Source organism: Paenarthrobacter sp. PPS72 (genome assembly GCF_048537125.1).
GTDB classification, from domain to species: Bacteria; Actinomycetota; Actinomycetes; order Actinomycetales; family Micrococcaceae; genus Arthrobacter; species Arthrobacter nitroguajacolicus_E.
On record NZ_JBLYIE010000004.1, the window covers coordinates 229,407 to 242,304 of the forward strand.

A 12,898-nucleotide genomic window follows, 5' to 3' on the forward strand; every position below is an offset into this window, starting at 1 on the left:
ATACAAAAGTTCACCTAGGCCGGGCGGACCACCCTGCCATTCGGCTCCTGGTAGATCGGCTCCTCGGGCTGCGGCGGGAGCGGCTGAAGTTCATCCTGGACGCGTTCAAGCAGCGGCCGGTAGATGCCGCCGTTCCATTGCGGGCTGGCGTGGGCAGGCCGCGCGCCTTCCGTGCTGAGCGTGGGCATCACCATGTTGGCCCCGAACACCTTGCTCCACCCAGCCCGCGCCGACTCGTAGTCCACAGTGGCGTCCTTGGCGTTGCCGATGAATGCCATCTTGGCACCACCGATTTTTCCGGCCAGCCGGAGTCCGTCAAAGTGGTAGATGTACGCCGATTCCGTCTGGATCAGCACGCTGGAAGGGGCAATCGGCGAGAGCTGCTCCAGGGATTGGTCCAGGATTTGCCGCCAGGTGCGCTCGTCCTTGTGCGCCACACGCTCCCCCAGCTCGTAGCCGCCGCGCAGGACCGACGGGATGCGGAACCCGTTCTCATAAAGGAACACCACGCCGTCGAACCAACTCTGGTCCAGCACGTCTGCGCGGTTGAAGGGGCTGGAATCCAGGACGATCAGCTGCGTTTCTACGCCGTGCAGCTCAAGCAGGCGTGCAGCCACTTGGGTGGCGAGCATCCCACCGAAGCTGTGGCCGTAAAAGTAGAGTTTCTCCAGCTCCAGCTCGCGGACATGGAGGATGATTTCGCGGACGATTTCGTCCACGTCCAGGCCCAGGTTGGAATATCCGACGGCGGCAAGGCGGCCCCGCTGATGCAGGGCAGGCCGCAGTGAGTTCAGGATCCACTGGGCCTCTTCCCAACTGGTTTTATACCCGGGAAAGAGGATCCAGCTGGCCTTGGGGAAGTACAGGTCCGAGTACGGATCCGGGACCCGGAGGATTTTGGTGGCCCGCCGCTCGGCCTGCACGCGGCGGGTGAAAAGCATGTCCGCTGCGAGCGCCCCGGAAGCTCCGGCAGTGATGAGGAAGTTACGGCGGGACGTCTTCTTCAGCCGGGCAGCGTAGGGCAGGATCCGGGCCCATGAGCCCGGATCCTCGGCCTGCTGCGGTTCCGCACTTGCCGGCGCGGGGAGGTTTCCGTTCACCTCCGACGGAGCCGTGAGCTTCCCTACTTGAACGTCCACGCAGCAAGCATAGGCTTAGTCGAGGCCCAGTTCATCCTTGCCGAAGGCGAAGAGGTACGGCACGCCGGTTTCGGCTTCGATCTTCTCTTTGGCGCCGGTATCACGGTCAACGATTACGGCCACAGCCACTACGTTGCCGCCGGCTTTACGGACACCTTCGACGGCGGTCAGTGCGGACCCGCCCGTGGTGGACGTATCCTCCAGGACCACTACGTTGCGGCCTTCAACCGAGGGACCTTCCACCTGGCGGCCCATGCCGTAGGACTTCTGGGCCTTGCGGACAACGAAGGCATCCACGGCACGGCCGGCGTCGGCAGCAGCGTGCATCACGGCGGTACCTACGGGGTCAGCACCCATGGTGAGTCCGCCGGCGCACTCAACTGACACGCCGGCGTCGTCGATCATTGCCAACATGACTTGGCCCACCAGCTTGGAGGCCTCGTGGTGCAAGGTGACGCGGCGGAGGTCGATGTAGTAGTCCGCTTCCTTGCCGCTGGAGAGGATCACCTTGCCGCGGACCACCGCCAGTTCTTTGATCAGTTCAAGAAGGCGGGCGCGGGCAGCAGCAGTATCAGGCGTGGAAGTCATGGCTCCTAGTTTAGTGGGGCCGCGGTGGTGGCGCGGATCACCAGGCGGGGATTGACGATCTGGTCCCCGGTTGATCCGTTTCCTTCCAGCTGCTGCAGCACCGCTTCCATGCAGCGGCGGCCGAGTTCTTCGAAGTCCTGCTTGATGGTGGTCAGCGGTGGCATGAAGAATTCGGCCTCGGGTTGGTCGTCGTAGCCCACCACGCTGATGTCGCCCGGTACGCGAAGGCCGGCCTCCTGAACTGCGCGGAGGACGCCCACTGCCATTTGGTCGTTGGCAACGAACACGGCCGTGACGGTGTGCTGCTCAATGAGGTCCAGACCGGCGCGGTAACCGGAGGCCGCGTCCCAGCCACCCTGCAGCAGGATCTCAGCACCCAAACCAGCATTTGCCAGCGACTCCTGCCATCCCTTGATGCGTTCGGCGGCATCGATCCAGTGCGGCGGGCCGGAGATGTGCGCGATCCGGCGATGACCCAAGCCGATCAGATGATCAACTGCGAGCCTGGCACCCAACCGCTGGTTCAGCGACGCGCCCGTCAGCTGGTTGCCCGTCCCCGCACCGACAGCGACGATCGGCACGGTAAACGAAACGTCCCGCAAGACCGCGAGGACATCAGGGTGCGGAACCAGGATGACGATCCCGTCCACGGACTGATTCCGGAAGTGCGCGATCGCATCATTGACGCTGTGGTCGGTCACTTCGCGGAGGTTCGCAATGCTGACGAAGTAGCCCGCTTCCCGCCCCGCCTGTTCCACCCCCAGGAGAGTGTTCGCAGGGCCGAACTGACCTGTCTCACAAGCAAGCACACCGATGGTCCGGGACCGCCGGGTCACCAGGCTGCGGGCCGCGGTGTTACGGCGGTACCCCAGTTGCGCGATGGCTGATTCCACGCGCTGTTTGGTCTGGCCACTGACGTTCGGATGGTTATTCAGGACGCGGGAAACGGTTTGGTGCGAGACTCCCGCCATCTTGGCCACGTCACCCATGACGGGAGGTCGCGCCGCTCCCCCTCTGGACATCAGCGATTATTTCGCGTCGACGGCGACAGGCTCGGACTTGGCGGGGGTGGAGGCTTCGGTTGCCGGAGGCGTGGTCTTCCACTTGAAGCGACGGCCCGCGGAGGATCCGCCACCGGAACCGGTGCGGTTCTTGTTGAAGATGTCGAAGCCGACGGCGAGCAAGAGCACCAGGCCCTTGATGAGCTGCTGGTAGTCCGTACCCAGTCCAAGGATGGACATACCGTTGTTCAACACGCCCATGATGAGGCCACCGATCATGGCTCCTGCCACGGTGCCAATGCCGCCCTGGACCGCCGCGCCGCCGATGAAGGCAGCTGCAATGGAATCGAGTTCGAAGCCTGTACCACCGGCAGGCTGTGCCGAGTTCAGGCGGGCAGTGAACACCAGCCCGGCCAACGCGGCGAGGACGCCCATGTTGACGAACAAGCGGAAGGTGACCTTCTTGGTCTTGATGCCGGAAAGCTCGGCCGCGTGGAGGTTACCGCCAATGGCGTAGGTGTGGCGGCCGAAGATGCTGTTGTTCATCAGTGCGGAGTACAGGATCACCAGGACCGCCAGGACGATCAGGACGATCGGGGTGCCGCGGTAGCTGGCCAGGAGGAACGTGATGATGAGCATCAGGACTGCGATGAACCCGTTCTTGACGGCAAACCACGCCATGGGTTCATTCTCGAGATTGAACTTGCGGCGGACCCTGCGTTCCTTCAGCGCTTGGAAGAGGATGGCAGCCGTGCCGCCGACGCCGAGGATGACCGTCAGCCACTCAAGGACGGACGTGCCGCCGGTGAGGTCCGGAAGGAAGCCGCCGCCGAGGGCCCGCAGCTCGCTGGGGAACGGGGTGATCTGCTGGTTCTTGAGCGTGATGAGGGTCAGGCCGCGGAAAATCAGCATGCCGGCAAGGGTGACGATGAACGCCGGAATGCCTACGTAGGCGATCCAATAGCCCTGCCAGGCACCCACCAAGGCGCCAACCAGGAGGCAGGCCGGGATGGCAAGCCACCAAGCCCAGCCCCAATGGACGATCATCACGCCTGCAACGGCGCCGATGAAGCCCGCGATGGAACCAACTGAGAGGTCGATGTGCCCGGCGATAATAACCATCACCATACCGATGGCGAGGATCAGGATGTAGCTGTTCTGGACCACCAGATTGGTGACGTTCTGCGGTTGGAGGAGGATGCCGTCGGTCAGGACCTGGAAGAGGATGACGATCAGGATCAGGGCGACGAAGATGCCAACCTGGCGGAGGCGGCTTGTGAGGAAGCCAAGGGATTCTCTGAGGGCGGACATGTTCGCTATTCCTTCTCTTTGGTCATGAAGTGCATGAGGGTTTCCTGGGTGGCTTCGGCGATGGGGACTTCGCCGGTGATGTGGCCCGCGGACAGCGTGTAAATCCTGTCGCAAATGCCCAGGAGCTCCGGAAGCTCAGAGGAGATCACAATGACGGCTTTTCCTGCCGCTGCGAGCTCCGCGATGATGGTGTAAATCTCAAATTTGGCGCCGACGTCGATTCCACGGGTTGGCTCGTCAAGGATCAGGACATCCGGGTCGGAAAACATCCATTTGCTCAGGACCACTTTTTGCTGGTTTCCACCCGAGAGCTTGCCGGTGATCGCAGCAACGGACGGAGCCTTGATGTTCATGCTCTTCCGGTAGTGGTTGGCAACGGTGGTCTCCTTGTTACCGTCCACCCAGCCCCGTTTGGCGAGCTTGTTCAGTGCTGCCATGGAGATGTTCCGTTTGATGTCTTCGATCAGGTTCAGGCCATAGTGCTTGCGGTCTTCTGTGGCGTAGGCAATACCGTGGTCGATGGCGTCCGAGACCGTGGAGGTGTTGATTTCCTGCCCGTATTTGTAGACCTTGCCGGACACGGCCCGTCCGTACGTCCGGCCGAAAACGCTCATGGCCAGCTCGGTACGGCCGGCGCCCATGAGCCCTGCCAAGCCAACTACTTCACCCTTGCGGACGTTGAGGCTGGCGTTGTTCACCACCATGCGGGAATGGTCTTGAGGGTGCTGAACGGTCCAGTCCTCAATGCGGAGGACTTCCTCGCCGATGTTGGGGGTCCGGTCCGGGTAGAGGCTTTCGAGGTCGCGGCCCACCATGCCCCGGATGATGCGTTCCTGGGTGATCTGGCCTTGGTCCAGGCGAAGGGTCTCAATGGACTTGCCGTCGCGGATGATGGTGACGGCGTCAGCTACTTTGCGGATTTCGTTGAGCTTGTGGCTGATGATAATGCTGGTGACGCCCTGGCCTTTGAGGTGCAGGATGAGGTCCAGCAAGTGGTCCGAGTCTTCATCATTAAGAGCGGCCGTGGGCTCGTCCAGGATGAGGAGCTTCACCTCTTTGGACAGGGCCTTGGCGATTTCCACCAGTTGCTGTTTCCCAACACTGATGTGCTGGATGGGGGTGACCGGGTTTTCGCTGAGGCCCACGCGTGCCAGCAGCTTGGCGGCTTCCAGATTGGTTTTCCGCCAGTCCACCCAGCCGTTCTTAGCCAGTTCATTGCCGAGATAGATGTTCTCCGCGATGGACAGGTACGGGCTCAGCGCCAGTTCCTGGTGGATGATCACGATGCCGCGCTTCTCGCTGTCCGTGATGCTGGAAAACTCGCAGGGCTCGTTCTCGAAGAGGATGTCGCCGTCGAAGGTGTTGTGCGCGTAGACGCCGGACAACACCTTCATGAGGGTGGACTTCCCTGCTCCGTTTTCACCACAGATGGCGTGAACCTCACCGCGGTTGACGTCCAGGGTGACGTCCTGAAGGGCTTTTACCCCGGGGAAGGTCTTGGTGATTCCTCGCATTTGAAGAATGGGTACGTTCATCGTCAATTCCCGCTGACTGGTTGAAACTTGGCCAGGCCGAGGATTCGGAGGCTCTAAAGGAGGCTGTGGCCCCACGCTCTGGTACTAAAGCAACTGCGCGCTGCTGCACAGAACTCCGTACTTCAGCACAGAACGGTGGGGCCACAGACCGGGGACGTGATTACTTGACGTCGGCTTCCGTGTAGTAGCCCGAGTCGATCAGTTCCTTCTGGAAGTTGTCCTTGGTGATGATGACGGACTTCAGGAGGAAGGCCGGGACAACCTTGACCTTGTTGTCGTAGGTCTTGGTGTCGTTGGTTTCCGGTTCGGTTCGCTTGAGGACAGCGTCGACCATCTTCACGGCCTGAGCGCCGAGCTGGCGGGTGTCCTTGAAAATGGTGGAGTACTGCTCGCCGGCGATGATGGACTTCACTGAGCCCTTCTCTGCATCCTGGCCTGTAACAACAGGCAGGTCACCGGTGGAGTAGCCGCCGGTGCTGGTCAGTGCGGAAATGATGCCGATGGACAGGCCGTCATAAGGCGACAGCACGCCGTCGAGCTTGGTTCCGGAGCTGTAGGCCGAGGTAAGGATGTCTTCCATGCGCTTCTGGGCCACGGGTGCCTGCCAGCGCAGGATGGCTGCCTGCTCGAACTTGGTCTGGCCGCTGGGAACCTTCAAGGTGCCTGCATCCAGGTACGGCTTGAGGGTGTCCATGGCGCCGGTCCAGAAGAAGTTGGCGTTGTTATCGTCCGGGCTGCCTGCAAACAGCTCAACGTTGAACGGGCCCTTACCCTCAACTTTTTTGCCGCTTGCGTCAACCAGGCCAAGGCCGGTCAGCAAGGAGGTGGCCTGCTGGACACCCACGGTGTAGTTGTCGAACGTGGTGTAGTAGTCCACGTTCGGCGTGCCGTTGATGAGGCGATCGTAGGCGATGACCTTGACGTTCTGCTCCTTGGCCTTGGCCAGGACATCCGTCAGCGTGGTGCCATCGATGGCTGCGATGATGAGCGCCTTGGCACCCTTCGTCAGCATGTTCTCGATCTGGGAAACCTGCGTGGGAATGTCGTCGTTGGCGAACTGGAGGTCGGTCTTGTAGCCAAGGTCCTTCAGGGACTTCTCAACGTTGGCGCCGTCAGCAATCCAACGCTCCGACGTCTGGGTCGGCATCGAAATGCCAACCAGTGAATCGCTGGGATTTGCACTGCTGGTGGACTCGGCAGAGCCACCGCGACTACCGCAGCCTGTGGCCCCGACAGTCAACGTTAGGACAACCGCAACGGCGCCCAGGAGTTTCTTCAATCTCACGATGCTCTCCTTACGCGGCAGCATTGCCGCGAACTCTGATGCAGCCGGAGCATCTGCGCGTCCGGCACGGTGAAGCGTTGCGTGGTCTGCGGCCAGCTGGGTGCCACATGCCACGAAAGGTGGTGCGAATGCCATTGTGAACGCTAACAATGCCGCTGGTCAAGTGCTGCGGATCACGAAATGATTGCAGCACTGAACCAATCCGCCAGCTCTTGACTTGAAACGTTGTTAGCGTTCACAATTGGCGCGCTACTCGGGCGCAGGCACAAGAAAGCCCGGCACTGCTTTGTGGGCAGTGCCGGGCTACGAACGCTCCTCCTTGATGGCAAGAGGAACTCTTCCCCGCTCTCACGAATGCGACTCAAATTCGAGGAGGGTTCTCCTCCAAAGATTCCGTTCCGCCAAGGCCCAGCGCAAGGTCCTCCCTACCATCACGGTGGATCTTCTCAAGGGGCCGAACGCTCTCCTTCGGCACCTTTTTGAATAATTCAAAGCCTGACTGAGGAAGGTACAACAGGGACGGCCATTCGTCCGTTTGCGAACACTCGTGGCAGAGTACGGCGATGTCATTTGACTGGAGCGCTCGCCCCTTGATCTGTTCCAGCGCCTTGTTGACGAGATCGTCGTGTTGACGGTCGATTGCGAACACCGGGTACTCGCGGCCGCCCCAGACCCCCTTCAGACTCTGCGTGGTCAGCAACGTGAAGTCGTCGACGTGCACCGAGGACTTGTCCATCCCGGTGTCCTGAAGGCACCGACTCATTGCCCACGCAACCTCAACGGTCATCGTGAAGTGGCGTTGTGAGCAAACGCCAAAGATCCGGAAGCCCGTGTCGATGCTCGGCCCGAAGTAGTCGTAAAGGTACCTCATCGGGCTTCTCCGGCCCGATAGAGCAATCCTGTTGAGCTCGACCGGATCTTCGTCCGAGTCTTCAGAGGAAGGGTTTATAGGAATAGTGGATTCACTGTCAGGACCTGGGAACGTCGCAATAAACGCACCACCTTTTGTCGCCAAGTTTTCCTTGAACAGCGTGCCGCTCTCGTACTCCGACATTGCCGCCAACCAAACGCGCACAGCATTGTAGACGTCAATCTCTTTCTCCACACGGCAGGTAAAAATAAGTTCGTCCCCGACCGGCTTCCACAACTTAAAATCCAGATCTGGGTAATGTCGGGCCATTTGCCCCAAAACTTGCGGAAACTGTCTGTAAAACGCCAGGAACGTGGCCTGCCAGTTCTTCGATCGGTTTTGCTTGAACTGGGTAGAACCAACTATGTCGCAGGAAAGGAAGAGCAAGGACCGGGGATCAGGAGCCACTAACGGACAGCCAAGCCGAGAACTTGGCAACGGACGCCGGCTGCACTAGGCGACACTCCGAAGCGCTCGGCAAGGGACCACGACTCGCCTCCCAACTCCCGATGCGCTGCCTTGAACAGGTCGGCGGGCATTAAGAGGGACGCCGCAAAGACGTTCGCCTGCGTCTCTACAAGGTTGCGCTCACCACGCCCAAATCCATCTTCAGTGGTCTTTTCGGGGTGGACATAGTGCAGGTAGTAGTGACCCAATTCGTGGGCAATCGTAAACCGGTCTCGCCGCCGCGATGTGTATTCAGACAGGTAGATGGTGAAATCACCTTTCGAGCGCACATGCATCGACTCGTTCGACTCGGCGTACTCGATGCGACCACCCAGGTCACGCACCAGTGCTTCGATGTCCGCAGGCCCGTCGTTGGAGTGGATTCCGTAGTGCCTACCCACAAATTCGGCATATTCGCCGATAGCCTTGTAGTTGAGTTCTGACGCTTCCGCAGCCACCGCACTCCCTCTCAAACACGTTGTTGCTTACAAGTCAGTCTACCGACAGACACCGCCTTCGATGCGGGTCTGTTACTAACGTAACTGTTGCCACAGACATTTTTGACTGGCGCTGTGGGCGACCCTGAACTGGAACGAACTTCCCAGCAATGGGCCAGGAACCTCGCTCAGTCACTCCCGCTCGCCGCAGCGATGGTTGATGTGACGAGGTCGAGCCGCGGCAAGGCCAGCGCCTCGACGACCGAAATCGAGCGAGGCACTGGCAGCGTTCCCGCTAGCTGTCTTCGCGGTGTACCCGTCGAACGAATGCCTCCGCGAGGCAGTCAACTACAAGGTCACGCTGCTCATCAACAAAGTAAAAGTACCCGTCGACCTCTTGAAGGAGTCTGTCTTGATGTCGGGATAGAAGCCACCGCCCGGCACGTCGTAGTTGATCTTAAAAGTCGCCATAAACCGAAGGACCTTTCTCGTCAGTTTCTTCTCGCACTCTTGTGCCTCATCCAGAGAAACTTAAGCCATAGACATTTAAGGCGCTGAGCGCCAAACCTTGGGGCACCAAGGAGAACGGCAGTCTGAAGGTTGAACGTTGAAAATCTGCGTATATCTCGGCGGCAGCAAGGACAAGCTGAGCAAGTTGAGCGAGTAAACGCCGTGCGATGTCCGAAGAATTATCTTAGAGGCGGGTATCGAACGAATCGCAGAAGACGTTCTGGTTGAACGTTCCTTGGAATTCGGACTTGCCTTGGATCTTCCGAACGGTTGCGCGGATGGCTTCGCGCGTTGCTCCGTGGGCGTGGATGGCCGTCTTGACCATGGGCACATCAATCAGGTGGTTCGGTTGGTTCAGCGAGACGAACACCGTGGGAACTTCCGTGGCGTACCAAGGAATCTCTGCTGCCATCGGCGAGGACCACTTGATCCGGATGGAAGCCTCCTGTGCGAAACCTTTCACATTGGCAAAGACGAAAGCAGCGTCATACCGCTCTGCGTAGTCCCCCGTGGCTTCCTCGGACACCACCCGCATGAAGTTCATGCCGGACTCCCCTGCCGCCTCGCGCTGCTCAGCTGTCTTGAAGACATCCACCTCGAAGCCGGCGGTTTCCAGTTCTTCCTGCACAATGTCCAGATACGCCAGTGGGTCAGCCCTCGTGAAATCGGCTCCGCCCGAGACCCCATACAGGCGGATGCGCTTGTGGGTGTCCGGCGTGATCGGCAGGTTGCGTGCCGTGTCCTTCACCAGGGTGACGGTCTTGTCCGCAATTTCGGACGCAATGGCACGGTGCGCTTCGCTGCCGATAACCGCCAGCGCCCCGGCCGCCGGAACCAACGATTCCCTGGAAGCAACATGCAGTCCCAGGCTGGCCTTCAGGCCAAGAATCCGCCGGAGGGCATCCTGCAAACGGCCCTCGGTAATGACGCCCGACTTGTAGCCGTCCAGCATGTATCCGAAGTCCTCTTCCGGGTTCCGGAAAAACAGGAACATATCGCAACCCGCTGCGATCGTGGCAGGCACAAGGTCCTTGCGCTTCATTGCCTGGGTCAGGCCAACCATCAGCGAGGCGTCCGTGAGGACCAACCCATTGAAGCCCAGCTCGCCCCGCAGCAGGTCCTGCAGCAGCTCCGGAGCAAGCGTTGCCGGCAGGATTTCAGCATCCAACAAACCGGGACGGAAATGCCTGGACACCTCGGGAGCACCGATGTGTCCCACCATGATGGACTGCACTCCGTGCGCGATCATCTCGCGGTACACATGCCCGTAGCTGGCGTTCCAATCGTCATACGCAAGGGTGTTGTACGACGTGACCACGTGCTGGTCCCGCTCATCAATGCCGTCACCGGGGAAGTGCTTCATGGCACAAGCGGTGGGTGATTCACTGATGCCGTCGAAGTACTCTTTGGCCCGTTCCACCACAATGTCCGGGGTGTTTCCGAACGCCCGCGTGGAGATGACCGTGTTCCGCCAGTTGTAGTGGATGTCCACGATCGGGGCGAAGGCCCAGTTGCAGCCCAGCGCAGCAGTTTCGACGCCGGCCACTTGCCCCATCTGCCGGGCAATCTTCTTATCGGGATGGGAACCTGCCTGCAGGTGCGTGGACACGAACGTGCCGTCGTCGCAGCTGCCGGCGCCGCCCATCTCGGGGTTGGAAGCAATAAGCAAAGGGATCCGGGTCTTGGACTGCGCGTATCGAAGGTGTTCCTGCACGGCAGCCGAGGGACCCGGCCGGTAGCGCATACCGCCCACATGGAAGTTCTCCAGCACGCCATCGAGGTACGCCGGCGAGTAATCGTTGTTGTGGTTGATGAACAGCTGGCCGATCTTCTCTTCCAGCGTCATGGACCCGATGGTGCTCTCCACCCACTCCACCGCGGCGTCGTCCAAGTTGAACGGGGCCGCCTTGAGGTCCACCAGGAAAGGCCCCGCGGCCGTCGCAGCCAAGCCATTGAGCGCCGTGCTTGCTTCATTCACGATGCCCTCCACGGACTTTGCGATGTCCACTACGATTCCGGCTTCGTCGGCCTGCAAAGGTTCCAAAGTGGCCAGTTGCGAGTCCAGCAGTGAGGGCGGCATGAAATGTCCGGGCCGGGCAGTCATGCGTGCGTTCAGCAACTCGCGACTGCCGTGCAGATGCACGAAAACCACGGACGGATCAGCGCGGCGGATGATGTCCCGGTAGCTGCGTTTGAGCGCGCTGCACGCAATGACAAGAGCAGAGTTCGACGCCGGGAAGCGCCTGCCGATTTCGGCCAGCCATGGTGCGCGGTCGTCGTCGTTCAGCGGAGTACCCGAGGCCATCTTGTCGATGTTCGCCTGGGGGTGCAGCGAATCGCCGTCGAGGAATTCAGCGCCGAGACGCTCGGCGAGGGCAGCACCAATGGTGCTCTTGCCGCAGCCCGCCACGCCCATCACCACGATGTGGTGGCGTCGCCTGCCGTCAAGGGAGGCAGATTTACCAATCATGGCCTCTTTACCAGTCATGGCCTCTTTACCAATCATGGACTGTGCCGTCCACCAGGCGGTTGTACGGCAGGTAGGCCTGCTGGTACGGGAACGCGGCTGCTGCTTCTTCGTTGAATTCGACGCCGATGCCGGGGTTGTCGCCCGGATGCAGGTACCCGTCCTTGAACGTCATGGACTGCTGGAAGACCTCGTTGGTCTTGTCCGAGTGCTGCATGTATTCCTGGATGCCGTAATTGTGGATGGCCAGGCCCACGTGCAGCTGGGCGGCGAAGCCCACCGGAGAGATGTCCGTGGGGCCGTGGAAGCCGGACTTGATCTGGTACTGCGCTGCGAAGTCCATGACCTTCTTCAGCGGGGAAATGCCGCCGAAGTGGGTGGAGGCTGCACGGACGTAGTCGATCAGCTGTTCCTTGATGAGGGTCTGGTAGTCCCACACGGTGTTAAAGATTTCGCCGATGGCCAGCGGGGTGGTGGTGTGCTGACGGACCAGGCGCAGTCCCTCCTGGTTCTCGGCCGGGGTGCAATCCTCCAGCCAGAAGAGGTCGTACGGTTCCAATGCCTTGCCGAGTTTGGCGGCCTGGATGGGCGTCATGCGGTGGTGCCCATCATGAAGCAGCGGGATTTCCGGGCCGAACTCATTGCGCACCGCTTCAAACACGGTGGGAAGGTGGCGCAGGTACGCGCGGGTATCCCAGTCTTCTTCCAGCGGGAAGTTGCCGCGGCCGGCGGGCTCGTAATCGTAGCGTTCGCCCGAGGCCTGGGCCTGCGCTGCAACACCATAAACGGCCTTGATGCCCGGGACCGCGGTCTGGATGCGGATGGACTTGTAACCCAGTTCCAGGTGCTCCCGCACGGAGTCGAACAAGGATGGAATGTCAGCACCGGACGCGTGGCCGTAGGCGCGCAGCCCATTGCGGGAAGCACCACCGAGCAGCTGATACACCGGCATCCCGGCCACCTTGCCCTTGATATCCCACAACGCCATGTCGACGGCGGCAATGGCAGCCATGGTGACGGGTCCGCGGCGCCAATACGAGCTGCGGTACAGGAACTGCCAGGTGTCCTCGATCCTGTGCGGATCCTTCCCGATCAGCAGCTGCGCCACGTGCTCCTTGAGGTACGCAGCCACAGCAAGTTCACGGCCGTTGAGGGTCGCGTCGCCAATGCCCGTCACACCGTCCTCCGTGGTGATGCGGAGCGTGACGAAGTTGCGGGAGGGGCTGGTCACAAAGACTTCAGCGGCAATGATTTTCACAGCTTTTCCT

The 12,898-nt window shown here is 60.6% G+C and carries 11 protein-coding genes; all 11 read right to left on the reverse strand.

From position 1 onward, the window contains the following. Window positions 1-14: 14 nt before the first annotated feature. The 11 genes from ACLRGI_RS02480 to manD all read right to left on the reverse strand — a co-directional run bounded on the left by ACLRGI_RS02480 (window position 15) and on the right by manD (window position 12,888). On the reverse strand, window positions 15-1,139 hold the full coding sequence (locus ACLRGI_RS02480) for a thioesterase domain-containing protein (protein WP_419200131.1): 1,125 nt from the start codon (window positions 1,137-1,139) through the stop codon (window positions 15-17). Between the two features lie 15 nt (window positions 1,140-1,154). Continuing rightward, window positions 1,155-1,727 carry an orotate phosphoribosyltransferase gene (pyrE, locus tag ACLRGI_RS02485; RefSeq protein WP_419200132.1) on the reverse strand — a complete coding sequence of 191 codons (573 nt, stop codon included), beginning with the start codon at window positions 1,725-1,727 and terminating at the stop codon, window positions 1,155-1,157. Window positions 1,728-1,732: 5 nt separating this feature from the next. Continuing rightward, window positions 1,733-2,716 carry a LacI family DNA-binding transcriptional regulator gene (locus ACLRGI_RS02490; RefSeq protein ID WP_419200133.1) on the reverse strand — a complete coding sequence of 328 codons (984 nt, stop codon included), beginning with the start codon at window positions 2,714-2,716 and terminating at the stop codon, window positions 1,733-1,735. Between the two features lie 39 nt (window positions 2,717-2,755). Beyond that, window positions 2,756-4,039: a multiple monosaccharide ABC transporter permease gene (gene mmsB, locus ACLRGI_RS02495; RefSeq protein ID WP_419200134.1), complete on the reverse strand. Its 1,284-nt coding sequence runs from the start codon at window positions 4,037-4,039 to the stop codon at window positions 2,756-2,758. Between the two features lie 5 nt (window positions 4,040-4,044). Next, window positions 4,045-5,574: a multiple monosaccharide ABC transporter ATP-binding protein gene (gene mmsA, locus ACLRGI_RS02500; RefSeq protein ID WP_105693694.1), complete on the reverse strand. Its 1,530-nt coding sequence runs from the start codon at window positions 5,572-5,574 to the stop codon at window positions 4,045-4,047. 160 nt (window positions 5,575-5,734) lie between these two features. Next, window positions 5,735-6,883, reverse strand: coding sequence for a multiple monosaccharide ABC transporter substrate-binding protein (gene chvE, locus ACLRGI_RS02505; protein ID WP_419200200.1), 1,149 nt, complete (start codon window positions 6,881-6,883; stop codon window positions 5,735-5,737). 337 nt (window positions 6,884-7,220) lie between these two features. Beyond that, complete coding sequence (locus ACLRGI_RS02510; protein WP_419200135.1) at window positions 7,221-8,177, reverse strand: hypothetical protein; 957 nt, start codon at window positions 8,175-8,177, stop codon at window positions 7,221-7,223. Next, complete coding sequence (locus ACLRGI_RS02515; RefSeq protein WP_419200136.1) at window positions 8,177-8,674, reverse strand: ImmA/IrrE family metallo-endopeptidase; 498 nt, start codon at window positions 8,672-8,674, stop codon at window positions 8,177-8,179. The genes ACLRGI_RS02510 and ACLRGI_RS02515 overlap by 1 nt, the downstream gene beginning before the upstream one ends. Before the next feature lie 327 nt (window positions 8,675-9,001). Then, window positions 9,002-9,124, reverse strand: a complete 123-nt coding sequence (locus tag ACLRGI_RS02520) for a hypothetical protein (protein WP_419200137.1) — start codon at window positions 9,122-9,124, stop codon at window positions 9,002-9,004. A 223-nt stretch (window positions 9,125-9,347) separates the two neighbouring features. After that, a complete protein-coding gene (locus tag ACLRGI_RS02525) occupies window positions 9,348-11,651 on the reverse strand; it encodes a gluconokinase, GntK/IdnK-type (protein ID WP_419200138.1) in 2,304 nt (767 codons plus the stop codon). Window positions 11,652-11,658: 7 nt separating this feature from the next. Continuing rightward, on the reverse strand, window positions 11,659-12,888 hold the full coding sequence (manD, locus tag ACLRGI_RS02530; RefSeq protein WP_011773285.1) for a D-mannonate dehydratase ManD: 1,230 nt from the start codon (window positions 12,886-12,888) through the stop codon (window positions 11,659-11,661). Window positions 12,889-12,898 lie beyond the last annotated feature (10 nt).

Excerpts from the sequence above, each read along its gene's own strand:
- pyrE (WP_419200132.1), bottom strand. The coding sequence starts at position 1,727 with ATGACTTCCACGCCTGATACTGCTGCTGCCCGCGCCCGCCTTCTTGAA.
- ACLRGI_RS02490 (WP_419200133.1), bottom strand. The coding sequence starts at position 2,716 with ATGGGTGACGTGGCCAAGATGGCGGGAGTCTCGCACCAAACCGTTTCC.
- mmsB (WP_419200134.1), bottom strand. The coding sequence starts at position 4,039 with ATGTCCGCCCTCAGAGAATCCCTTGGCTTCCTCACAAGCCGCCTCCGC.
- mmsA (WP_105693694.1), bottom strand. The coding sequence starts at position 5,574 with ATGAACGTACCCATTCTTCAAATGCGAGGAATCACCAAGACCTTCCCC.
- chvE (WP_419200200.1), bottom strand. The coding sequence starts at position 6,883 with ATGCTGCCGCGTAAGGAGAGCATCGTGAGATTGAAGAAACTCCTGGGC.
- ACLRGI_RS02520 (WP_419200137.1), bottom strand. The coding sequence starts at position 9,124 with ATGGCGACTTTTAAGATCAACTACGACGTGCCGGGCGGTGGCTTCTAT.
- ACLRGI_RS02525 (WP_419200138.1), bottom strand. The coding sequence starts at position 11,651 with ATGACTGGTAAAGAGGCCATGATTGGTAAATCTGCCTCCCTTGACGGC.